22 protein-coding genes are annotated in these 21,337 nt (G+C 72.9%); 12 read left to right on the plus strand and 10 right to left on the minus strand.

Annotation, left to right across the window (positions count from 1 at the left end):
• Positions 1-4: 4 nt before the first annotated feature.
• The gene (locus tag O7542_RS24450) at positions 5-2,068 is read left to right on the plus strand and encodes a SpoIIE family protein phosphatase (protein ID WP_043327416.1); all 2,064 of its coding nucleotides are present in this window, start codon (positions 5-7) and stop codon (positions 2,066-2,068) included.
• A gap of 311 nt (positions 2,069-2,379) precedes the next feature.
• Here the strand turns inward: O7542_RS24450 and O7542_RS24455 are convergent, their stop codons facing one another.
• A complete protein-coding gene (locus tag O7542_RS24455; protein ID WP_247677852.1) occupies positions 2,380-3,861 on the minus strand; it encodes an FAD-binding oxidoreductase in 1,482 nt (493 codons plus the stop codon).
• A 100-nt stretch (positions 3,862-3,961) separates the two neighbouring features.
• On the opposite strand from O7542_RS24455, the gene O7542_RS24460 reads away from it, so the two are divergent.
• A complete protein-coding gene (locus O7542_RS24460) occupies positions 3,962-6,055 on the plus strand; it encodes a S9 family peptidase (protein WP_069088716.1) in 2,094 nt (697 codons plus the stop codon).
• A gap of 6 nt (positions 6,056-6,061) precedes the next feature.
• Here O7542_RS24460 and O7542_RS24465 read toward each other — a convergent pair whose 3' ends face one another.
• Entirely contained in the window at positions 6,062-7,006 is a 945-nt protein-coding gene (locus tag O7542_RS24465) for a threonine/serine dehydratase (protein WP_166455679.1), read from the minus strand.
• Between the two features lie 22 nt (positions 7,007-7,028).
• Between O7542_RS24465 and O7542_RS24470 the strand changes: the two genes are divergently transcribed.
• Positions 7,029-7,172 carry a hypothetical protein gene (locus O7542_RS24470; RefSeq protein WP_166455678.1) on the plus strand — a complete coding sequence of 48 codons (144 nt, stop codon included), beginning with the start codon at positions 7,029-7,031 and terminating at the stop codon, positions 7,170-7,172.
• Between the two features lie 85 nt (positions 7,173-7,257).
• On the opposite strand, the gene O7542_RS24475 is transcribed toward O7542_RS24470, so the two are convergent.
• A complete protein-coding gene (locus tag O7542_RS24475) occupies positions 7,258-7,824 on the minus strand; it encodes a TIGR03086 family metal-binding protein (RefSeq protein ID WP_043327422.1) in 567 nt (188 codons plus the stop codon).
• 31 nt (positions 7,825-7,855) lie between these two features.
• Between O7542_RS24475 and O7542_RS24480 the strand changes: the two genes are divergently transcribed.
• Entirely contained in the window at positions 7,856-8,644 is a 789-nt protein-coding gene (locus tag O7542_RS24480; RefSeq protein WP_104114820.1) for an AraC family transcriptional regulator, read from the plus strand.
• Positions 8,645-8,951: 307 nt separating this feature from the next.
• Here the strand turns inward: O7542_RS24480 and O7542_RS24485 are convergent, their stop codons facing one another.
• The 6 genes from O7542_RS24485 to O7542_RS24510 are packed head-to-tail and all read right to left on the minus strand — an operon-like array spanning position 8,952 to position 14,532.
• Positions 8,952-10,490 carry a SpoIIE family protein phosphatase gene (locus tag O7542_RS24485; protein WP_064448474.1) on the minus strand — a complete coding sequence of 513 codons (1,539 nt, stop codon included), beginning with the start codon at positions 10,488-10,490 and terminating at the stop codon, positions 8,952-8,954.
• 2 nt (positions 10,491-10,492) lie between these two features.
• Positions 10,493-11,839, minus strand: a complete 1,347-nt coding sequence (locus O7542_RS24490) for a sensor histidine kinase (RefSeq protein WP_064448391.1) — start codon at positions 11,837-11,839, stop codon at positions 10,493-10,495.
• Entirely contained in the window at positions 11,836-12,849 is a 1,014-nt protein-coding gene (locus tag O7542_RS24495) for a SpoIIE family protein phosphatase (protein WP_043330732.1), read from the minus strand. The genes O7542_RS24490 and O7542_RS24495 overlap by 4 nt, the downstream gene beginning before the upstream one ends.
• Positions 12,846-13,265, minus strand: coding sequence for an ATP-binding protein (locus O7542_RS24500; RefSeq protein WP_043327430.1), 420 nt, complete (start codon positions 13,263-13,265; stop codon positions 12,846-12,848). The genes O7542_RS24495 and O7542_RS24500 overlap by 4 nt, the downstream gene beginning before the upstream one ends.
• Positions 13,262-13,672: an STAS domain-containing protein gene (locus O7542_RS24505; RefSeq protein WP_043327433.1), complete on the minus strand. Its 411-nt coding sequence runs from the start codon at positions 13,670-13,672 to the stop codon at positions 13,262-13,264. Before O7542_RS24505 ends, O7542_RS24500 begins: the two co-directional genes overlap by 4 nt.
• Positions 13,672-14,532 (minus strand): STAS domain-containing protein, encoded by an 861-nt coding sequence (locus tag O7542_RS24510; protein ID WP_043327435.1) that lies wholly within the window; start codon positions 14,530-14,532, stop codon positions 13,672-13,674. The genes O7542_RS24505 and O7542_RS24510 overlap by 1 nt, the downstream gene beginning before the upstream one ends.
• Before the next feature lie 159 nt (positions 14,533-14,691).
• Between O7542_RS24510 and O7542_RS24515 the strand changes: the two genes are divergently transcribed.
• A complete protein-coding gene (locus O7542_RS24515; protein WP_064448390.1) occupies positions 14,692-15,048 on the plus strand; it encodes an STAS domain-containing protein in 357 nt (118 codons plus the stop codon).
• Positions 15,049-15,058: 10 nt separating this feature from the next.
• Here the strand turns inward: O7542_RS24515 and O7542_RS24520 are convergent, their stop codons facing one another.
• Positions 15,059-16,213 carry an MFS transporter gene (locus tag O7542_RS24520; RefSeq protein WP_124778804.1) on the minus strand — a complete coding sequence of 385 codons (1,155 nt, stop codon included), beginning with the start codon at positions 16,211-16,213 and terminating at the stop codon, positions 15,059-15,061.
• A gap of 163 nt (positions 16,214-16,376) precedes the next feature.
• On the opposite strand from O7542_RS24520, the gene O7542_RS24525 reads away from it, so the two are divergent.
• The 7 genes from O7542_RS24525 (at position 16,377) to O7542_RS24555 (ending at position 21,331) form a co-directional block, all read left to right on the plus strand.
• The gene (locus O7542_RS24525) at positions 16,377-17,060 is read left to right on the plus strand and encodes a FadR/GntR family transcriptional regulator (protein ID WP_043327439.1); all 684 of its coding nucleotides are present in this window, start codon (positions 16,377-16,379) and stop codon (positions 17,058-17,060) included.
• A 40-nt stretch (positions 17,061-17,100) separates the two neighbouring features.
• The gene (mscL, locus tag O7542_RS24530; RefSeq protein ID WP_064448387.1) at positions 17,101-17,571 is read left to right on the plus strand and encodes a large conductance mechanosensitive channel protein MscL; all 471 of its coding nucleotides are present in this window, start codon (positions 17,101-17,103) and stop codon (positions 17,569-17,571) included.
• A 77-nt stretch (positions 17,572-17,648) separates the two neighbouring features.
• The gene (locus O7542_RS24535; protein WP_026268772.1) at positions 17,649-17,897 is read left to right on the plus strand and encodes a hypothetical protein; all 249 of its coding nucleotides are present in this window, start codon (positions 17,649-17,651) and stop codon (positions 17,895-17,897) included.
• A gap of 29 nt (positions 17,898-17,926) precedes the next feature.
• Positions 17,927-18,292, plus strand: coding sequence for a hypothetical protein (locus O7542_RS24540; RefSeq protein ID WP_043327443.1), 366 nt, complete (start codon positions 17,927-17,929; stop codon positions 18,290-18,292).
• A 234-nt stretch (positions 18,293-18,526) separates the two neighbouring features.
• On the plus strand, positions 18,527-18,820 hold the full coding sequence (locus O7542_RS24545) for a hypothetical protein (RefSeq protein WP_043327445.1): 294 nt from the start codon (positions 18,527-18,529) through the stop codon (positions 18,818-18,820).
• Positions 18,817-19,440 carry a sigma-70 family RNA polymerase sigma factor gene (locus O7542_RS24550; RefSeq protein ID WP_113972225.1) on the plus strand — a complete coding sequence of 208 codons (624 nt, stop codon included), beginning with the start codon at positions 18,817-18,819 and terminating at the stop codon, positions 19,438-19,440. The genes O7542_RS24545 and O7542_RS24550 overlap by 4 nt, the downstream gene beginning before the upstream one ends.
• Positions 19,427-21,331 (plus strand): GGDEF domain-containing phosphodiesterase, encoded by a 1,905-nt coding sequence (locus tag O7542_RS24555; RefSeq protein ID WP_281605256.1) that lies wholly within the window; start codon positions 19,427-19,429, stop codon positions 21,329-21,331. Before O7542_RS24550 ends, O7542_RS24555 begins: the two co-directional genes overlap by 14 nt.
• Positions 21,332-21,337: the final 6 nt, after the last annotated feature.

Below are 21,337 nucleotides of genomic sequence, written 5' to 3' on the forward strand. Positions count from 1 at the left end.
GGAGGTGTCAGCGGAGGCGGGGGCCACTCGGAGCGGCGGTGCGGACGAGCACGTCCGCCGCGTCCGCCTCCCCGCAGACCGCCGCACCCCGGCGGCGGCCCGCGCGGTGGTACGCACCATGCTGCTCGAAGCGCGGCTGCCCGAACTACTGAACGAGGCGCTGCTGCTCACCACCGAGCTGACCACGAACGCCGTCGAACACGCGCGCACCGAACTGGACATCGAGGTCGAAGCCGACCCGAACGGCCTCACCGTCACCGTCACCGACTTCGCCTCCGGACCCGTCGACGAACTGATCGTCGGCGTGCGCAACACCACCTCCGACATCACCGAAGTGGCGGCGCGGGGACGCGGACTGCTGCTCGTCGACCACTTCTCCAGCCGGTGGGGCACCACGTACCTGCCCACCGGCAAGGGCGTCTGGTTCCGCCTCGACCGGCCCGGCCCCGGCGGCCCCGCCCGCCCGTCGGCCGGCCCGCCGCCGGTGACCGAGCCGGAACGGACCGGCGACGGTACGCCCAGCGCCGCCGCGATGAGCGAGTTGATGCAGATCACCCCCGACCCGTACGCCGACGAGCCACTGCCCGAGTTCGCGACCGCCCTGCTGAGCCGGGTCGGCGAAATGGTCGGCGCCGCCGGTGGCACGGTCCGGCTGGACCGGGGCGACGGGCTCGGCACCCAGGTGTTCGCCCGGTACGGCCGGCACCCGCGTGAGGGCAACGAACTGCTGCGCGTACCGCTCGCCGTGCACCGCCCGTACACCGGTGAGCTGGAACTGGACGCGGCGCCCTCCACGTACGCGCGGCCGCTGGCGGTGCTGGCCGCCGAGCGGCTGTCGCTGCACCTGGAGAACGACCGGCTGCGCCGCGCCGACGTACGCCGGTCCACCTGGCTGACGTTCCTCGCCGAGGCCAGCGAACTGCTCGCCCAGTCGCTGGACGTCGAACTGACCATGGCGCTCATCCCGCAGCTCGTGGTGCCCCGGCTCGGCCAGTGGTGCGCCGTGCACACCACCGACGAGTGGGGGCGGCTGCGTCTCGCCGCGTCCAGCCACGCCGACGAGGCCATGCTGCCGCAGCTGCACCGGATCCTCCAGGAGACCGGCCCGGACTCGATCCAGTCCCGGCTGCGCGAGGCGTCCCGCAACGCCGCCCAGGTGCCGCTCGGCGGACCGATGGAGGGTTTCGCCGTACCGCTGATCGCCCGCGGCCAGCGGCTCGGCACCCTCGCCGTGGGCCGGCACCAGCGGCACCGGCACGACCCGGACGAGGTCTCGGTGCTGGAGGACGTGGCCCGCCGCGCCGCCCTCGCCATCGAGAACGCGCGCATCCACGCCGAACGCCGCCGGGTCGCCCAGACGCTCCAGCAGTCCCTGCTGCCGCCGGTGCTCCCGGTGGTCGAGGGCATCGGCTTCGCCGCCGAGTACGTCCCGACCGGCGACGACGCGGAGGTCGGCGGCGACTTCTACGACGTGGTCCCGCTGCCGGACGGCCGCTGGCTCGTGGTGGTCGGCGACGTATCCGGCAAGGGCGTGCAGGCCGCCGCCGTGACCGGCCTGGTCCGGGACGTGATCCGGGTCCTCGTCGGCGACGGCAAACCGCTGCCCGAGGTGCTCAGCCGGCTCAACGAGACGCTCGTCGAGCGCGGCGGCGGACGCTACTGCACGCTGGCGCTGGCGGCCGTCTCACCCGGCGACGGCGACCAGCTCGACGTCTCGCTGCACCTCGCCGGCCACGACCGCCCGGTGCTGCTGCACGGCGGAGGCGGCGCCACCTTCGTCGGCACCGGCGGTACGGCGCTGGGCCTGCTCGACACCATCACCACGCCGACCGCCGAGCTGGCGCTCAAGCCCGGCGACGCGCTGATCTTCTACACCGACGGGGTCACCGAGCGGCGGCGCGGACGCGAGCTGTTCGGCACCGAACGGCTGCGCGAGTCGGCGGCGCCGCTGGCCGGGTACTCGGCCGACGTGGTCGCGGCACGGCTGCGCGCGGCGACGATCGCCTTCTCGGTGGAGCCACCGCGCGACGACATAGCCGTCCTGGTCCTCCGAAACGACACCCCGTAGCCCTCTCCCCGCGCCCCGCCCCCGGTTCCGACTCCGGTTCCGACCCCGGTTCCGACCCGGCGGTGATCAAGGAGTTTGTGGCTTGGGGAGGCGCGAAACGTGACACAAACTCCTTGATCACGACAGTGGTGGGGAGTGCGGGTTGTCGGTGGCGGGTGGGCGGCGCCAGCTCGCCGAAGTGGCGGCATCCGGCGCACGTGGACACAACCACCACCCCGAACTGGTGCCTGCCGCTGCCGCGCCCGCTGGGACGGGCGTCCTGTGTGGAGGCAGGTCGGGGTGCTGGGTGAGCAGGCCGAGGCGGGCCGGATTCAGAGACCACCGGGGAGGCGGCCGGGGGCCAGCCGGTGGTGCGGGTCCAGGTGGGCCTTGGCGCTGCGCAGGCGCGGCAACGCGGGCAGCTCGCCCCAGAGGTCCACGGCACGGCGCACCGCCGTCGGCGCGGCCACCACCACACACCGGCCTCGCCGGGCGATCAGCACGCTGCGGACGGCGGTGAGGATCGAGGCGACCCGCTCCGGCGGCAGCGCGCCGGGCAGGGCGGCGTGCACCGCGCCGCCGCCGGCCGAGCCGCGTACCGGCACGGGGGTGCCGGCGGCGTCGCGCAGCGCGTAGACGGCGGCGTGCAGGTCGTTGATCGGCACCTCGATGCGCAGCGCGGTGTCTCCGGGCGCGAAGGGATAGCGCCCCCACCACTCCGGCGCGTGGTGGCTGACCATCGCCGGGGCGCCGAGCACGGCGGTGAGCCGTTCGGCCCGCTCGGTCACGTCGGCCGGGCCGCCCTCCAGGAGCACCACCAGGCTGCCCGCCGCGGGCCGGCCGGTCACGGCCGGGTGATCGGGGCGGTTGATCACCGACGGGTGCGTGGCCGGAATCCGGCGACGGGGCAACGGCACCGGCACGGGCAGGTCCAACTCGACGGCGGCCGGGCCGACGCCGGACGCCAGTACGGCACGGACCAGGTCGTGCACCTCCAGCGGGGTCCAGACCGGACGGGACACCCAGACCCGGCTCGCGGGCACGGCCTGCACCCGCATGGTGGCCGAGACCAGCACGCCGAGCCCGCCCTGCGAGCCGCAGAGCAGCCGTGCCACGTCCAGCCCGGGCATCCCACCCCGACCGAGGATCGCATCGCCACCACCGCGACCCGGACCTCCGTCGGCACCGGCATCGGCCGCCGGAGCGCGTCCGCCCGGACGGCCACCGCCGACACCCGGGGCGGCCCGGCCGAACGCCTCCGTGCCGGACTCGCCGACGCTCACCAACTCGCCGTCGGCGTCGAGATAGCGCACGCCGATGAGCTGGGCGCACGGGCTGCCGTGCCGGTGCCGCAGCGGACCGGACTCGTCGGCGGCGAGCACCCCGCCGAGCGTCGCGCCCGGCGAGGGCGCGTCGACGGGCAGCCGCCGGTTGGTGCGCGCCAGCGTGGCCTGGACGGCGCGCAGCGGCGTACCGGCGCCGATCTCGGCCACCGCCGCGGCATGCGGCTCGTGCCAGACGCCGGCGAGGCGGCCGGTGTCGAGCATGATGTCCACCTGCGCCGGAGCGGCGCCCCAGTCGATCTTCGTGCCGGCGCCGCGGGGCACCACTGTCAGGTCGTACGCCGCGGCCAGCCGCAACACCTCGGCGGCGGCGTGCGGGCCGCCCGGCACGGCCACCCAGCGGGCGGTACGCCCGGCCACCTCGTCGGCCGGGCCGGCGAAGCGGGCGAACGGCGAACCACAGATCTCCGCCAGCTTCCGGGTGATGTCGAGGGCTCCGGGTCGGTTGGTGGAACGAGCTGCATCCGCCATGGCGCTTATCGTACACATGTTCGAAAGCCCTGGCGGCGAGTCGCCGGATTCGCGCGGCGGGCGGCCCCGGCGGCGGTCCGGCGCCCGGTAACGTGGCGCCGTGACCGAAACCCCACTGCCCGTCGCCAAGCGCGTCCCGACCGAGCGCGTCCATCACGGTGACACAGTCCTCGACGAGTACGCCTGGCTCGCCGCCAAGGACGACCCGGACACGATCGCCTACCTGGACGCCGAGAACGCTTACACCGAGGCGCGCACCGCCCACCTGGCCGAGTTGCGCGCGGAGCTGTTCGAGGAGACGCGCCGGCGCACCCAGGAGACCGACCTGTCGGTGCCGACCCGCAAGGACGGTCACTGGTACTACACCCGCACCGTCGAGGGGCAGCAGTACGGCGTGCACTGCCGCCGCGCGGTCCGCCCCGGCGAGACCGCGCCCCCGGTCAGCGCCGACGGCGCGCCGCTCGACGGCGAGGAGGTGCTGCTCGACGGCAACCAGCTCGCCGAGGGGCACGACTTCTTCTCGCTCGGCGCGTTCGACGTCAGCCCGGACGGCCGCTGGCTGGCCTACTCCACCGACTTCTCCGGCGACGAGCGCTTCACGCTGCGGATCAAGGACCTGACCACCGGCGAGTCGCTGCCGGACGAGGTGCCGGACACGTTCTACGGCACGGCGTGGTCGAGCGACGCCTCGACGCTGTTCTACGTGACGGTGGACGAGGCGTGGCGGCCGAACCGGGTCTGGCGGCACACCGTCGGCACGTCGTCCACCGAGGACGTGGTGGTCTACCAGGAGGACGACGAGCGGTTCTGGGTCGGCGTCGAGCTGACCCGCTCCGAGCGCTTCGTGGTGATCGACATCCACAGCAAGATCACCAGCGAGGTGCGGGTGATCCCGGCCGCCAACCCGACCGGCGAGCCCGCCGTCGTGGCCCCGCGGCGTCAGGGCATCGAGTACGCGGTGGAGCACCACGGCCACCGCTTCCTGATCCTGCACAACGACGGCGCGGAGGACTTCGCGCTGGCGTACACCTCGGCGGACGCGCCGGGCGAGTGGACGCCGCTGATCCCGCACACGCCGGGCACCCGGCTGGAGGCGGTCGACGCGTTCGAGAACCACCTCGTGGTGTCGCTGCGGGCCAACGGACTGACCGGTCTGCGGGTGCTGCCGGTGGGCAGCGACGACAGCTGGGACATCGACTTCCCCGAGCCGATCTACAGCGTCGGGCTGGACGCGAACCCGGAGTACCGCACGAACGAGGTACGGCTGCGCTACACCTCGCTCGTCACCCCGGACTCGGTCTACGACTACGACCTGGTGACCCGGGAGCTGACGCTGCGGCGGCAGAAGCCGGTACGCCCCGGGCCGGACGGTCGGCCGTACGACCCGGCCGACTACGAGCAGCACCGGGACTGGGCGCTCGCCGACGACGGCACCCGGGTACCGATCTCGCTGGTCTGCCGCCGGGACACCCCGCGCGACGGCTCGGCGCCCGCCGTCATCTACGGCTACGGGTCGTACGAGGCGAGCATGGACCCGTGGTTCTCGATCGCCCGGCTGAGCCTGCTCGACCGCGGCGTGATCTTCGCGGTGGCGCACATCCGGGGCGGTGGCGAGCTGGGCCGGCGCTGGTACGACGAGGGCAAGCTGCTGGCCAAGAAGAACACGTTCACCGATTTCGTGGCCTGCGCCCGGCACCTGGTGAAGGCGGGCTGGACGGCGAGCGACCGGCTGGTCGCCCGGGGCGCGTCGGCCGGTGGCCTGCTGATGGGCGCGGTGGCGAACCTCGCCCCGGACGCGTTCACCGGGATCGTCGCGCAGGTGCCGTTCGTGGACGCGCTCACCTCGATCCTCGACCCGTCGCTGCCGTTGACGGTCACCGAGTGGGAGGAGTGGGGCAACCCGCTGGACGACCCCGAGGTGTACGCGTACATGAAGTCGTACACGCCGTACGAGAATGTGACCGCCGCCGACTACCCGGCCATCCTGGCGGTGACCAGCCTCAACGACACCCGCGTGCTCTATCACGAGCCGGCCAAGTGGATCGCCCGGCTGCGCGCGCTCGCGCCGGCCGGCGACTACCTGCTCAAGACCGAGATGGGCGCGGGCCACGGCGGGCCGAGCGGCCGGTACGACTCGTGGCGTGAGGAGGCGTTCGTCAACGCCTGGATCCTGGACCGCGTCGGCCGCGCGTGACGGGGTTCAGGCGGCCAGTGCCGCGGTGAGCACCTGCGGGTCGGCGTTGCCGCCGGTCACCACCGCGACGGTACGGCCGGCCGGCAGCTCACCACTGTGGAAGAGCCGGGCGGCCAGGGCGACCGCGCCGCTCGGCTCGGCCACCAGTCGCGCGTCCCGGATCAGCCGGCCGGTGGCCGCCATGATCTCGTCCTCGGTCACCGTGACGATGCCGTCGAGCCGGTCCCGCAGGTGGGCCAGCGTCAACGCGGACAGGCTGGTCCGCAGCCCGTCGGCGCACGTCCGGTAGGTGCGTTCGACGTCCCAGACGACCACCTCACCGGCGGCGAGTGACTCCTGGGCGTCGGCGGCCAGCGCCGGCTCGACGCCGATCACGGCGGCGGACGGGCGCAGCGCCTTGACCGCCGTGGCCACGCCCGAGCCGAGCCCACCGCCGCCCACCGGCACCAGCACCACGTCCACGTCCGGCAGGTCGGTGACGATCTCCAGCCCGACGGTGCCCTGACCGGCGATGACCGCCGGGTGGTCGAACGGCGGCACCAGCGTCGCACCGGTCCCGGCCACGATCCGCTCCGCCTCGGCGAGCCGCCGGGCCGGCGGCACCAGCCGTACGTCCGCGCCGAGCGCCCGCATCCGGGCCACCTTGACCTCCGGCGCACCCTCGGGGACCACCACCGTGCAGGGCGCGCCGAGGGCGCGGGCCGCGTACGCCAGGGCTTGCCCGTGGTTTCCCGACGAGTGGGTGACCACCCCCCGGGAGCGGGTCGCCGGATCGAGCCGGGCCACCGCGTGGGTGGCGCCGCGCAGCTTGAACGACCCCACCGGTTGCAGGTTCTCCGGCTTGAGCCACAGCTGGTCGTCCCAGAGCACCGGCATTAACGGGGTCCGCAGCACGGTGCCGGCCACGTCCTCGGCCGCGTCGCGGATGTCGGCGATCGAGATCAGCTCCATCGCACCAACCTAGACTGCCGGCATGAGTGCGGAGGAGCCCTCGGCGGCGCGACGCGGACCGACCTGGCTGATCCTCGTGGTGGTGGCCGCCGCGCTCGTCGTCTGCTGCTGTTCGACGGTGATCGGGCTGGTCGTCGCCGGCTCCGCCGGGCTGCTCGGTCGCTGACCGCCGGGCCGGACGCCGGCCGTCCCGGCCCGGCGGGCGCCGCCGTCCGTGCCGCTCGCCGCCCCGTGCCGGCGAGCAAGCAACGTCAGCGGGTCCAGGCCGGGTTCCGTCCGGCCCGGCCGAGCAGCGCGTCCATGCTGGCCGGCGCCGCCTCGGTGGGCACCGGCGGGCCGAACGCGCCCATCTTCTGCCCCATGTCGCCCATCCGGTCCATGAACTCGTGCCCGGCCGACACCACGGCCGGATCCACTGTCAGCTCCTGGCCGGTGGCCCGGGCCAGGTCCCACCCGTGCACCGTGAGGTCGATCAGCGCCATCGACCCGACGGTCTCCTGTGGTAGCCCCATGCCGGGTGACACGCCCTCCAGCGCGGCCGGGTCGGACCAGGCCTCGGTGAGCCGGGCCGTCTCGGTCGCGAACCGGTCACGCCAGCCCTCGGTCAGGTGATCGGTCTTGCCGGACCAGTCGACCTCTTCCCGGCGGGCCAGCGCCTGGAAGTTGACCACCACGTCGAACAGGTGCCCGAGCAGGTCGCGCACCGTGTAGTCGGGGCACGGGGTGGGCAGGCCGAGTTGCTCGTCGGAGATGCCGCGAACCACAGCGACCGTACGCGGCGCCGCGACGGCGAGCAGCTCACTAGTCTTCGTGCTCATAGGGGCAGCGTATGAGGGCGGTCTTGAAGAAATGCGACACGAACCGCGGCGTGACAACCGGGGCATCCTCGATCCGGGCCGGCTGCGGCAGCAGGTCCGGTTCCGGCGCCGGATGGCCGCCCCGGCGTTGCGCCGGTGGGTGGAGCACTACTGGTTGATCGACTGGGATCTGACCGAGCCGTTCGAGCAGCGGGTGGTGCCGCACCCCACCGTGAACGTGGTGTTCCAGGCGCAGGAGGGCGCGCCCGAACAGGGCGAGATCGCCGGCGTCGACACCGGCCTGTTCGCCGTCACGCTGCACGGCGTCGGCCGGGTCTCCGGCGTCCAGTTCCGCCCGGGCGGCTTCCGGCCGTTCTGGCGGCGCCCGGTCGCCGAACTGACCGGCCGGCGCGTGCCGATCCCCGGCGGGCCGATCTGCCCGGGGACCGACGACGAGCGATGCGCGAGGCTGGACGAGCTGCTGACCTCGTGGCCGCCGGTCGCGGATCCGCTCGCCGCGGAGGCCACCACGCTGGTCGAGGAGATCCGCGCCGACCGGACCGTGCTGCGGGTGACCGACTTCGCCCGGCGGCGCGGCGTCTCCGTCCGCCGGCTCCAGCGCCTCTTCCTCGACCACGTGGGCGTCGGTCCGAAGTGGGTGATCCGCCGCTACCGGCTCCAGGAGGCGATCGAACAGGCCGCCGCCGGGCCGCTGGACTGGTCGCGGGTCGCCGCCGATCTGGGGTACGCCGACCAGGCCCACCTGGTGCGCGAGTTCACCGCCGTCGCCGGGGTCTCGCCCGCGGCGTACGCCCGCTCGCTGGCGGCCCTGCGGCCGTGACGCGGGTCAGGCCTGCCGAGCGCGGGCCAACCCTCACTCCGCGCGGTTACGCAAGGTGACAGTCGGCCCGAGCGGCGGGCCTCGCCTCGCGCCGACTTTGCTCTGCAGCCACTGACGCAACGCACACCGACGGTGACGGTGGCGGTGCGACGCCGCCGACCATGGTCAACAGGAAGCGCCTGCTCAGGCGCCTGCTGCACCGATGGCTGCAGAGCAAAGTCGGCAGCAAGCCCACTCACTCGCCCGGCGGCGGCCGTGACGCAGTGTTACAGTCAGCTTGGCTACGGTACGTGACCGGGAACGCGCGTCAGCGGCGGCGGACCGCCACCACCGCAACGTCGTCCTGGATCTCCGGCGGCGCCAACTCGACCAGCAGCCGCTGGCAGAACTGGTCCAGGTCGTCGTCCACCCGGGCGGCGGCCACGCCGAGCGCCGCCATGCCGTCGTCGATGGTGGCGTCCCGCCGCTCGATCAGCCCGTCGGTGTAGAGCACGAGCGTCGCCCCGGCGGGAAGCACGAACTCCAGGTCGGGCGGGCGCGGCGCGCGTACCCCGAGCAGCGGCGCGGACTGCGCCACGAACTCGACCCGGCCGTCCCGGCTCAGCAACGCCGGCAGGTGCCCGGCGCTGGCCATCCGGACCAGCCCGGTCGACGGCTGGAGCAGCAGCACGCAGATGGTGGCCAGCTCATTCGGCAGCAGGTTGCGCATCAGCTCGTTGACCCGGTCCAGGATCACCCCGGGCTGATGGCCCTCGACCGCGTACGCCCGTACCGCGTGGCGCAGCTCGGCCATCACGGTGGCCGCGTGCAGCGAGTGCCCGGCCACGTCACCGATCGCCACCAGCAGGTGCCCGTCGAGCATCACCAGCTCGTAGAAGTCGCCGCCCACCTCGGTCTGCGCGCTCGCCGGCTCGTACCGCACGGCCAGGTCCAGGCCCACGACGTCGGGCAGCCGCTGCGGCAGCAGGCTGCGCTGCAACGTCACGGCGATCCGGTGCTCCTCGTCGAAGGAGCGCTGCGCCTCCACCGCCGAGGCGACGGCCTGGGCGAGCTGCACCAGCACCGGCGTACGGACGGTCTGGGTGGCGGTCGGCACCACCACGTACAGCGGGGCGCGGTCCTCCCGCAGCCGGGAGGCGGCCACCGTCACCGTGTCCCCGTCCGGCCAGCCCGTCAGCGCCCAGTTGCCCGGGTCGTCGACCCGTACCCGGGTGCCGATCGGCACGCCGGTGTCGTCCACCACCCACGGCACGATCGTGGCCGGCGTGTGCGGGTCGACCGCCACCCCGGCCAGGCAGTCCCCGTCGAACGTCTCGGCGACCACCGCCGCGGGGGCCTTGAAGATCCGCGCCGCGCCGCTCGCTGCCGCCTCCAGCAGCCGGACGAAGTTCGGCGTCGCGTGCATCTCCACCGTGGCGTCGGCGAGCGCGGCGAGCCGCTCGGCGAGCTGCTCGGCACGCAGCCGGGCCTGGTAGTAGCGCAGCACCGCGTGCGCGGTGGCGACCAGTTCCTCCGGCTCGATCGGCTCGGCCAGGTAGGCGTCCGCGCCCCGGGTGAGACCCTGCGCCCGGTCGACCACGTCCACCGCGTGGGCGGAGACGTGGATGACCGGAATGTACGGGTGCGTCTCCTTGATCCGCTCGCACACCTCGAAGCCGCTCATGTCGGGCAGCCGCACGTCGAGCACCACGAGGTCGACGTGCTCACGGGCCACCCGGTCCAGCGCCTCCGTGCCGTTCTCCGCCTCCACGGTGACGAAACCGGCCCGGGTGAGCCAGTTCACCAGCAGGTACCGCTTGGGGCCGCTGTCGTCGACCACCAGCACGGTCACCGGCCCGCTGTCCACCGTCACGCTCCGCCCGCGGGAAGGACCACTGTGAACGTGCTGCCCCGGCCGGTTTCGCTCGTCAGCTCCAGCGTCCCGCCGAGCAGCGTGACCAGCCGCCGCGCGTACGGCAGGCCGAGCCCGGTGCCACCGACCCGCGTCGTGCCGGGCACCTGGTAGAACTCCTCGAAGACCCGCTCGTGCAGTTCGGGCGGGATGCCGACGCCGGTGTCGGTGACCGACAGCGTCCACTGCTCGCCCCGGCGCTCGGCGCGCAGGCGTACCTCGCCGCGCTCGGTGAACTTCAGGCCGTTGTGCAGCAGGTTGCGCAGCACCTGGGCGAGCAGCACCTCGTCCGAGCGGAGCGTCGCCGGGGCCGGGGGCTCCTCGACCACAAGCTCCACATCGGAGCGGACGGTGAGCGCCCGCAGCGTGCCGCGCAGCTGCCCGAACACCGCGCGCAGGTCGACCTCGGACCAGTCCGGCTCGATCCGGCCCGACTCCGCCTTCGCCAGGTCGAGCAGCTCGTTGACCAGCCCCAGCAGGTCACCGGCGGAGGACCGGATCAGCCCCACCTGGCGGGCCTGCTCGCCGGTGAGCGGGTCGGAGGCGGAGTCGGCCAGCAGCCGGGCCAGACCGATGATCGCGGTGACCGGCGCGCGCAGCTCGTGGCTGACGTTGGCGAGGAACCGGCTCTTCGACTCGCTCGCGGCCCGCAGCTGCGTGGACTTCTCCTCCAGCTCGGCGTAGAGCGCCACCACGCCCCGGTTGGTCTCCTCCAGCTCCTCGGTGAGCTGGTTGTAGAGCGCCATCACGCCCCGGTTGGTCTCCTGCAGTTCGGAGTTGAGCACCGCCAGCTCGTCGCGCTGGCTGCGTACCTCGTCGAGGGCCGCGATGAGCTGGGAGTTCTGCGCGGCCAGCTCGTCCAGCGCGGAGGCCGGAGCACGCTCGGCCAGCTCGGCCCGGAGCCGGCCGGCGCGTTCCGGCGTCAGCTCCTCGGCGTGGTCGGGCACCCGTCTGGACATCCTCACGACGGTATCGCCCTCGACGGCCACGACCTGCAACGTGTCCACCAGACGCGCGACGGCGCCGGACTTCGGCTCGTACCGGCCGCCTGGCAGTGGACGCAACGGCGACAGGTCGACCTGGAGGATCCGGCGGCCCACGGCGTCCCGGTCGAGAGCGAACGTGACGTCCGCGCCGTCGGCGCCGCTCAACAACTCCCGGGCCACCTCGCTGAGCGCGGTGGCGATCCGCACCTGGTCCTGGTGTTCCAGCCCGACCGCCGCGGCCACCTCGCGGCCGCGCTGCCGGACCAGGAAGATGTCCTGCTCGACCCGGAGTGCCAGGTGCAGAAGGGGTTCGGTCATGCCGCCCCCCGCGCGACCAGGACGCAGGCGTCGTCGCGACGGATGGCGGCGTCACGCAGCAGCGTCGCGGCGGCCAGCAACGGGTTGCGCCCGGCCAGCCCGGGGTAGTCGTCCAGGTCCCAGCGATCCACCACCCCGTCACTGTGCATGACCAGGGTGGAGTCACGCGAGAAGGGGTAGTCGTACCCGCGGATCGCCGGACGCTGGTGCCCGGCGATGCCCGGCAGCGAGACGAGCCCGCGCCGCCGCTCGCCCGGCGCGACGATCATCGCGGCGATGTTGCCCAGGCCGGCGAAGCGGAGCAGCCCGGCGGCGGGATCCGGTTCGGCCACCGCGAGCGCCGCGCCCCGGGTGTGCGACATGGCGGCGTGCAGGTGCCGCACCACGACGTCCGGCGGCCCGTCCGGCGCCGAGCGGAACGCGGACACGGCGGCCCCGGTCGCGGCGGCGGCCAGTGGCCCGTGGCCGAGGCCGTCGGAGACCAGAACCTGACGACGGCCGTCCACCTCGCGCACCGCGTACCCGTCGCCGCTGCTCTGCTCGCCGGTGATCGGCCGGGCCAGCCCGGCCGCCCAGTCCGGCTCCGGCGGCGCTCCGTCCCAGACCTGGACGACCAGGACCGTGCCCCGGCCGGGCGTCGAGTAGCCGTCGAACCGGCTCGACTGCCGGGTGATCGCGCCGAGCCCGATGCCGAGCGTGCCGGCGGTGGAGTGGCCGTCGACCGACGAGAGCGTGAGGTCGGCCATGCCGGGGCCGGAGTCGATGGCCACCAGTTCCACCCCGGCCCGTCCGGCCCGGCGCGCCGGGCGCAGCAGGAGCGTGCCCTCGCGGGCGTGCTTGACCAGGTTGCTGGTGATCTCGGCGGTGACGATGGCCAGGTCCGCGACACGATCGGTGCTCAGTTCGAGCTGCCGGCCGAGACGCTCGGCGGCCCGGCGTACGCCGCCGGCGGTCGCGCCGTTGTCGACCCGGAACCACACCCCGTGGTCGGGGACCACGTCGGCGGTCATCGCGACCACTTGGTGACGGTGATCCTCGTCCCCTCGCCGACAGCCGTCTGGATGTCGAAGTCGTCCACCAGCCGGCGGGCCCCGCTGAGCCCGAGGCCCAGCCCGCCCCCCGTGGTGTAGCCGTCGGTCAGCGCCAGGTCGAGGTCGGGGATGCCCGGCCCTTCGTCGGCGAAGAGGATCCGTACGCCACGCCGGCGGCCGTCCTCCACTGTGCTCACCTCGGCGCTGCCCCCGCCGCCGTAGATCAGCGTGTTGCGGGCCAGCTCGCTGGCGGCGGTCACCAGCTTCGTCTGGTCGACCAGGGAGAGCCGGACCGCGACGGCCGTGGTACGCACCAACTGCCGGACCCGCACCACGTCCTCGTCGCTGCGGATCGCCTGCGTCGCCGGCACGCCGAGGTCGACGCCCGTGGTCATGCCGTCGCCGTCGTCTCGGTGTCCTCGTCGTCGGCGCCCTCGTCCCACTCGTCGGCCCGGCTGGCCGCGATCAGCTCCATGCCGCGCTCGACGTTCAGCGCGGTACGGATGCCGTTGAGCGACAGCCCCAGCTCGACGAGCGTGATGGCGACGGCCGGGCGCATGCCGACCACCACCGTCTCGGCGTCCAGCACCTTCGAGATGGACGCGATGGTGGAGAGCATCCGGCCGACGAAGGAGTCGACGATGTCCAGCGCCGTGATGTCGATGATCACGCCGTGGCAGCCGGTGGCGACGATCCGCTCGGCCAGGTCCTCCTGCAACTGGATCGCCGTCTGGTCGGACATGTCGACCTGGATGGAGACCAGCAGGATGTCGCCGATCTTGAGGATCGGCACCCGTTCCATCAGGACTCCCGCCGCGGGCGGCGAGCGGTGGTCTCGACCCCGGTCAGGCGCAGCACGTGGCGCAGCGCGTCGGCGAGGCTCGCCTTGGTGGCGATGTCGCCGAACTCGATGCCGAGGGCGACGATCGTCTGGGCGATCTGCGGGCGGATGCCGGAGATGATGCAGTCGGCGCCCATCAGCCGGGCGGCCACCACGGTCTTGAGGATGTGCTGCGCGACCTGGGTGTCCACCGCCGGCACGCCGGTGATGTCGATGATCGCGTACGGCGAGCCGGTGTCGACCAGGGTCTGGAGCAGCCGCTCCATCACCACCTGGGCGCGGGCCGAGTCCAGCGTCCCGACCAGCGGGACGGCGACCACGCCCTCCCAGAGCTTGACCACCGGGGTGGACAGCTCCAGCAGCTGCTCCGCCTGGTCGGCGATCAGGCTCTCCCGGGCCCGGACGAACGTCTCGAACGTGAACAGGCCCATCTGGTCGACGAGCGCGGAGAAGGCGACGAAGTCGCGCAGGGTGTCGTCACCCTTCTCCTCTTCCATCAGCTCCAGCAGGGCGTCCTTGCACGCGAACACGCTGATCGCGGTCTCGGTGGCGGAGAACCCCTGCCGGGCCCGGTTGGTGGACAGCTCGGACAGCACCGCCCGCAGCTCACCGCCGTGCTCGTCGGCCAGGTCGGAGACGCCCTGGCGACCGGCGTCGACCAGCGCGCGGTGCAGTTCCTGGACCTGCCGGGCCAGCTCGGCCCGGCTCAGGCGACCGCGCAGCGAACTGGCGACGATCTCCGTCCAGCGGTTGGTCAGCCGGTCCGCGTGCTGACTGAGCAGGTGGGCGAGCCGACCACCCTGTTCGGCGCTCAACGCCATCCTGACCTCCCTGATTTGGACGGGCGGACTCTATCACCGGGGGCTGACGCGGTACTTGTCGCGGAGCAAAGAATGATCGACCGCACCCGTGACCGCTCCCGTTCTGCGCGGCGCGCCCGTCGTGGGATACCGTTTCCCCCGAACACAGGAGGTCGACGAATGTCCTTGACGGTGCACACGGAACAGCGCGGCGACGTGGTCGTCGTGTCGGTCGCGGGCGAGCTGGACATGGCCACGGCACCGCAGCTGCAGGACCAGATCACGGATCTGCTGGACAAGGGGCGCAACCGCCTGGTCTTCGACCTGGCCGAGGTGTCGTTCTGCGACTCCACGGGCCTGTCCGTGTTCGTCCGGGCGAAGAACAACTGTGACGAGGCCGGCGGCGTCGTCCGGCTGGCCGCTCCGCAGCGCGGCGTGCTGCGCATCCTCGAGGTCAGCGGGCTGGTCGAGGTGCTGCACACGTACCCGACCGTTGAGCAGGCCGTCGCGGGCGATCCCACCCCGCCCTCCTCCTGACCGGTTCCGCTCAGCGCTCGTCCTCGATGTAGCGGGGACGGGCGATCACCATGCCCGCAGCCGTCTGCACGGCCAGCGCCACCAGCAGGAAGCCGATCGGGGCGGTCCAGCCGCCGGTCGCCTCGTAGAGGATGCCCACCAGCAGCGGTCCGAGCGCCGCGATGACGTACCCGGTGCTCTGCGCGAACGCGGACAGCGCCACGGTGCCCTCGGCGGTCCGGGCGCGCAGCCCGATCGTGGTCAGGATGAGCGGGAACGCGCCCTGGCCGAGCGCCAGCAGCAGCACCCACAGCGGCGCCAGGCCGTGCGGGGCCAGCGCCAGACCGGTGTACGCGGCGGCGGAGAACACGGTGAGCGACAGCACCAGCGGCCGGAGCGTGGCCAGCCGGCCGGCCAGCGCCGGCATCATCAGCGCCACCGGCACGCCCAGCGCGGTCACGCCGGCGAGCAGCAGCCCGGCCGCCTCCGGGCGGTACCCGGCGTCCCGGAAGAGCTGGGCCAGCCAGCCCATGATCGCGTACCCGCTGAGCGACTGCGCCCCGAAGTAGACCGCCATGGCCCAGCCGAGCCGGGTCCGGGCGGGTTGCACCCGGGCCGGGGTGGCGACGGCCACCGCCGGGGGCGCGGCCCGTCGCGCCGCGCGGGCCCGCAGCGCCAGCGGCACCCACGGGAGTACGGCCAGCGCGGCCAGCCCGGCCCAGACGCCGAGTCCGGCCCGCCAGGAGCCGAAGGCGTGCGCGACCGGCACCGCCGCGGCGGCGGCCACCGTCGTGCCCACCGTCAGGGCCATCGTGTACGCCCCGGTGACCAGCCCGGTGCGGTGCGGGAAGTGCTGCTTGACGAGCATCGGCAGCAGGATGTTCGCCACCGCGATGCCGGCCAGCGCGAGCGCGCTGGTGGCCACGAAGACCGCCGCCGAGCCGGTGAGCGCGCGCAGCACCTGCCCGACGGTGAGCGCCAGCATGGCGAGCACCAGCACCCGGGGCGCGGCCCAGCGGCGGACCAGCCACGGGGTGAGCGCGCCCAGTCCGGCGAACGCGATGGTGGGCAGCGTGGTGACCAGGCCGGCCATCGCCCCGGAGAGGCCGAGACCGACCCGTACCTCGTCGAGCAGCGCGCCGAGGCTGGTCACCGCCGCGCGCAGGTTCAGCGCGACGAGCAGCATCCCGGTCAGCACGAGCAGTCCGCCTCGGACCGCGCGGGGCGCCGGGGTGGGGAGGGCCGCGGAGCCGGCGCCGGGGGCGGGCACTGTCGCGGCGGGCGCGGGTGGCGGAGTCATGACCTCGAACCTACAATCATGGGATGAATTTCGGCACGAGGTGTAACCGGTGACACCCGCCGTGGATTCCGTCGTCGTGCCGCCGCGCGGTCACCGGGTCCGCCAGACCATCGAGCAGCTCCGGGAGCGCATCCTCGGCGGCGAGTGGCCGGTGGGCGGGCGCATCCCCACCGAGCCGCAACTCGTCGCCGAGCTCGGTGTGGGCCGGAACACGGTCCGCGAGGCGGTCCGGGCGCTCGTGCACGCCGGGGTGCTGGTGTGCCGGCAGGGCTCCGGCACGTACGTGGTGTCGACCGACGAGCTGGCCCCGGTGGTGGCCCGCCGGCTCACCGACGACCGGATGACCGAGGTGATCGAGGTCCGGCGCGCGTTCGAGGTGGAGGCCGCCCGGCTCGCCGCGTTGAGGCGTACCCCTGAGGACCTGGTGGCGCTCGACGGCGCGCTCGCGGCCCGCGAGGCCGCGTGGCGCGGCGGCCGGGTGGACGAGTTCGTCGAGGCGGACGCCGCGCTGCACACGGCAGTGGTGGCGGCCGCGCACAACGCCATGCTGGCCGAGCTGTACGCCTCGGTCGGCGCCGCGCTGCGCAGCACCGTGGCCCAGGCGATGGGCGAGGCGCTGACCCCGGAGCGGTACGTGGATCACGGCCGGCTGGTGGAGGCGATCCGGGCCGGCGACCCGCAGCGGGCGGCGATCGAGGCCGGTGCTTTTCTCGAAGGGCCCGCCGGGGCATAGGTTGTCCCCGACGCAGACTCATCAGGGCACGGGAGTACGGATGCTCAAGGGCTTCAAAGACTTCATCATGCGCGGCAACGTCGTCGACCTGGCGGTCGGTGTCGTCATCGGCGCGGCGTTCACCGGCGTGGTGACCCAGCTCACCAAGTCGTTCCTGGAACCGCTGGTACGCGTGTTCATTGCGCTGATCACCGGCAGCAAGAACGGGCTCACCGGCTCGACCCCCGAGTTCCGGGGCATCCCGTTCGACTGGGTGGCGTTCGTCAACGCGGTGATCACGTTCGCGCTCACCGCGGCGGCGCTGTACTTCCTGGTCGTCTACCCGATGAACAAGCTCGCCGAGCGCCGCAAGCGCGGCGAGGAGCCGCCGCCGTCGGCCCCGAGCGAGGAGGTCAAGCTGCTCACCGAGATCCGTGACGCGCTGCTCGCCGGCAACCACGGCACGCCGGGGCAGCGCAGCGCCCTGGACGACGTGCTCGGCCGCCGGCAGGAGCCACCCGCGCCGCGCTGACGCCATAGCCGATCGGCCCCCGCGACAATCTCGCGGGGGCCGACGCGTATCGAACACATGTTCGATAGAGTCCGGGCATGGAGCAGCGTAGGCACTGGTGGAACGGGAAATGGGGACGCCTCGCCCGGCGTGACGTCTTCCTCCGGGTGGACGGCGACCGCTGGCACGTGGAGCAGCGGGCCGGCGGCGCCGAGGGGGTTTCCCGGTTCTACGAGCACGCCAGCGTCGAGGAGGCGGAGGAGACGGTCCGGGCGCTGCTGGACGGCACCGACACGTGGCGCGAGCTGTCCCCCCGCCCGCCGGGCGGCTGGGCCCCGTCCGTTTAGCGCCCGCGCGACCCGGGAACCGCTGCCGTATGAGCCAGCAGCAGGACACCGTCTCCCGGGTCACCACCGGCATGCGGGTGGTCGACTCCGCAGGCGTCGAGGTGGGCACAGTCGATCTCGTCCAGCGCGGCGACCCGGCCGCGGTGACCGTGCAGGCACCCGCGCCGGTCGACCCGGGCAGCAGCCTGGACGAACTGATCGAGTCGGCGGCGGTCGAGGAGCCGGACGTGCCGGCCGACCTGGCCGCGCGACTGCTGCGCGACGGCTACCTCAAGGTCTCCACCGAGCTGGTCCGCACCGGCGCGGTCTACGTGCTGGCCGACCGGATCGCCGCGGTGCACGACGGCGCGGTACGCCTCACCGTCCCGGCCACGGAGCTGCCCGCCGAGGAGTGACGCCCGCCGAGGTGATGGATTTGTCACCCGCAGTAATAGGTGATCAATGCAAGTTGCCCGGAAAAGCCGCCCGTCAATCCCCTTGCGCAGAGTCTCAATGCCATGACTTTGCGCTTTAATCGCTGATGAACGACTTGATCGTTGATCTTCAAAAACATTGCGCGCGTTCTGGTATCTACATCGGCCTCTCGCCACGGATAGTAATTGGCGAACCAAGGGGGCCGAGGGGGAACAATGAACGAAGCGCTGGCGGAACCGCTCACCGGATATCAGGTGGTGGCCGTGGCCACTGCCGTCGCCGGAGTGGTGGCGGGCCTGGTGCGGGCCTACGTGGCATACCGCGCCCGGATGAACGAGGAACGCGAGGCGACAACACGCACCACAGCGCGGGTCACGTGGCTGATCCGGCTGGCCGAGGCGGACCATGACGTCGTACGGATCGTGGAGCGCGATCGCGACGGGCATCGGGAGGTCGAACTGGGCGGGCGCGGCGCGTCGAAGCCCGGCCCCGTCGAGGAGGCGGCGTGACAGACATCAAGGGCACCGCCGCTCTCACACCGGATCCCGACGACAACGACGCTCTGCGCGAGGCGGAGGCGGCCCGCCTGAAGGCCGTTCACGACCGGGAGTTCGCCGAATTCACCGAAGGCTCGTACCACACCGTGGAACGGATTCTCCGGGCGAGATGCCGGGACCGTCAGGCGGTGGAGGACGCGCTTCACGAAGCCTTTCTGCACGGTCGGGTCGAGTGGTCCAAGCTCCGCGACCACGTCCGGCCGATCGGGTGGATCGTTCGTACGGCGCGGTTCAAGATGTTGAAGGATCACGACCGACGACTGCGGGAGGCCGCGGTGGCGCCGGAGGACCTGCCGCCGTCGTCCCACTCGGACATCGCTGACGCGTGGGAGGCGCAGGAGACGCTGCGCGGCTGGTTGCACCAGTTGCCGGTACGGCACGCCGAGGTGTTCCAGATGTCGAAGGAGGGCTTCTCCAACCAGGAGATCGCCCGCATCCTCGGCCTGACCGAGAACAGCGTCCGCTCCTACAAGGCCGCCGCCAAGAAGGAGCTGTGCGAACTGGCCGAGAAGGCCGGCTTCACCCGCTCGGAGAGCGAGCGGCGGCAGGGGGCCGGCCGTGGATCTCGATGACATCCTGGCGCTCGCCGAGACCACACCCAGCCCGTTGGAGCTCGCGCGCGCCCGCCGGGTGGCGCGGACCGTGCAGAGCCAGCACGACCTGTCCCTCGCCGAGGGCTACAAGATCATCGTGGACACCGACCTCGCCGATCCCCTGACCTGGGACGCCGACGAGGCCGTCCGGGTCACCCGCGCCGCCCAGTTGGCGAAGCAGGGCACCGTCACCTGGCTGCCCGGCGACCGCGACGCGGAGCGCTTCGAGCGGCTCTCCTGGTCCGACGAGATGGCGATGATCGTCGGGCACGCGCCGGGAACGCTCCGCCTCACCCCGCGGACGCTCGCCGACCTCGTTCATCCCGCCGATGTCGAGCGCGTCCTCGCCGCGGTGCGGACGGCGTGGGAACAGAGCCGCCCCGACGAGATCGGCTTCCGGGTGGTCCAGCCCGGAGGCAGCGTCCGCCACGTGTACTGCCACCTCGAGATCCTCACCGACGCGGGCCGGCCGGTCGGCGTCATCGCCACCGGCGAGGACATCACCGCGCTCGAACTCGCCCGCCAGGAGCAGCGCCGGCTCGCCGTACGCAGCCGGATGCTCGGCCCCGACCCGGCCGTCCGGGACGTGCTCACCGGGCTCCAGACCCGCGGGTACGTGATCGACGAGGTCGACCGGGCGCGGCGCACCACCGGCGGCGCCCTGATCGTCGTGGCGACCGAACCGGCCACCCGGCTGCCCGACGCGCTGACCGACGAGGACCGCGACCAGGTGACGGCGGAGATCGCCCGGACCCTGCGCGCAGTCGCCGGGGACGGCGTCACCAGCGGGCTGGTGGGTTCCGGCTCGTGGGGCCTACTGCTCGCCCCCCGGGACGACGCGGGGAAGGCCGAGGCCCTGGCCGCTCGGATCGTGGACAAGTTCCGGAACCATCTGTTCAGCGTCCGGCAGAAGCCCCTGCGGCTCAACACCTCGGCCGGCGTGGTCCATTTCGACAACGACATCCCGGACACCGGCTTCGACCTTCTCGTGGACGGCGAGCACGCGGCCCGCGACGCGCACCGCAACGCCACCGCCGTCAAGGTCCTGGAGCGGCCGGTCGCCGAGCGGGAACGGACGGACCGGTGCCGCCGCCGGATTCACCGCGCCGTCTCGGCCAACCGGTTCGCCCTGTACGCCCAGCCCATCATCGATCTCGGGCTCAATCAGGTGGCCCGTCACGAGATTCTGCTGCGCGTTCGCAGCGACACCGGTGAACCGGTCGCGCCGTGGGCCTTTCTCGACATGGCCGAGCGGGTCGGCGAAATCCTGGCGGTGGACAAGTGGGTCATCGACCACGCTCTGGAACTGATCGGCCGCGGGGCACAGACCTCCCATTACCAGGTGAACATTTCCGGGAAGTCGCTCGCCGACCCGGGACTGCTCGCTTTCGTGACCGGGGCGATCCACCGGCACCACGTCAAGCCGGAATGCCTGACGTTCGAAATCACCGAGACCGCGCTCATCGAGAACCGCAACGAGGCGCTGGCCTTCGCCACCGGAATCAGAGAGGTCGGCTGCCACCTGGCGCTCGACGACTTCGGCACCGGATACGGCGCCCTCGCCCAGCTCAAATACCTGCCGGTGGACCTGGTGAAGATCGACGGCGCGTTCATCGTCGACCTGTGCCGGTCGCCGGCCGACCAGGCTGTGGTGTCGGCGCTCGTGGAACTGTGCCACACGCTCGGCATCCGGGTCGCCGCCGAGTACGTCCAGGACCAGGAGACCCTGGATCTCCTGCGCGCCGCGGAGGTCGACTTCGCGCAGGGCTACCAGATCGGGCGGCCGGAACCGATAACTGTGAGCCAGGAGGAGGTGCAGAGCATCGAACTCGAACTGCGGCTCCCGCCTCAGCAGACCGCCATGGGATGACCGGTC

It is taken from the genome of Micromonospora sp. WMMC264 (genome assembly GCF_027497275.1).
Classification (GTDB): domain Bacteria; phylum Actinomycetota; class Actinomycetes; order Mycobacteriales; family Micromonosporaceae; genus Micromonospora; species Micromonospora chalcea.

What these genes read in the sequence shown, in the direction of transcription:
- O7542_RS24455 (WP_247677852.1), bottom strand. Translation starts at nt 3,861, where the DNA reads ATGGCGGATGCAGCTCGTTCCACCAACCGACCCGGAGCCCTCGACATC.
- O7542_RS24465 (WP_166455679.1), bottom strand. Translation starts at nt 7,006, where the DNA reads ATGGAGCTGATCTCGATCGCCGACATCCGCGACGCGGCCGAGGACGTG.
- O7542_RS24470 (WP_166455678.1), top strand. Translation starts at nt 7,029, where the DNA reads ATGAGTGCGGAGGAGCCCTCGGCGGCGCGACGCGGACCGACCTGGCTG.
- O7542_RS24475 (WP_043327422.1), bottom strand. Translation starts at nt 7,824, where the DNA reads ATGAGCACGAAGACTAGTGAGCTGCTCGCCGTCGCGGCGCCGCGTACG.
- O7542_RS24480 (WP_104114820.1), top strand. Translation starts at nt 7,856, where the DNA reads ATGCGACACGAACCGCGGCGTGACAACCGGGGCATCCTCGATCCGGGC.
- O7542_RS24490 (WP_064448391.1), bottom strand. Translation starts at nt 11,839, where the DNA reads ATGACCGAACCCCTTCTGCACCTGGCACTCCGGGTCGAGCAGGACATC.
- O7542_RS24495 (WP_043330732.1), bottom strand. Translation starts at nt 12,849, where the DNA reads ATGACCGCCGACGTGGTCCCCGACCACGGGGTGTGGTTCCGGGTCGAC.
- O7542_RS24500 (WP_043327430.1), bottom strand. Translation starts at nt 13,265, where the DNA reads ATGACCACGGGCGTCGACCTCGGCGTGCCGGCGACGCAGGCGATCCGC.
- O7542_RS24505 (WP_043327433.1), bottom strand. Translation starts at nt 13,672, where the DNA reads ATGGAACGGGTGCCGATCCTCAAGATCGGCGACATCCTGCTGGTCTCC.
- O7542_RS24510 (WP_043327435.1), bottom strand. Translation starts at nt 14,532, where the DNA reads ATGGCGTTGAGCGCCGAACAGGGTGGTCGGCTCGCCCACCTGCTCAGT.
- O7542_RS24515 (WP_064448390.1), top strand. Translation starts at nt 14,692, where the DNA reads ATGTCCTTGACGGTGCACACGGAACAGCGCGGCGACGTGGTCGTCGTG.
- O7542_RS24520 (WP_124778804.1), bottom strand. Translation starts at nt 16,213, where the DNA reads ATGCTGCTCGTCGCGCTGAACCTGCGCGCGGCGGTGACCAGCCTCGGC.
- mscL (WP_064448387.1), top strand. Translation starts at nt 17,101, where the DNA reads ATGCTCAAGGGCTTCAAAGACTTCATCATGCGCGGCAACGTCGTCGAC.
- O7542_RS24535 (WP_026268772.1), top strand. Translation starts at nt 17,649, where the DNA reads ATGGAGCAGCGTAGGCACTGGTGGAACGGGAAATGGGGACGCCTCGCC.
- O7542_RS24540 (WP_043327443.1), top strand. Translation starts at nt 17,927, where the DNA reads ATGAGCCAGCAGCAGGACACCGTCTCCCGGGTCACCACCGGCATGCGG.
- O7542_RS24545 (WP_043327445.1), top strand. Translation starts at nt 18,527, where the DNA reads ATGAACGAAGCGCTGGCGGAACCGCTCACCGGATATCAGGTGGTGGCC.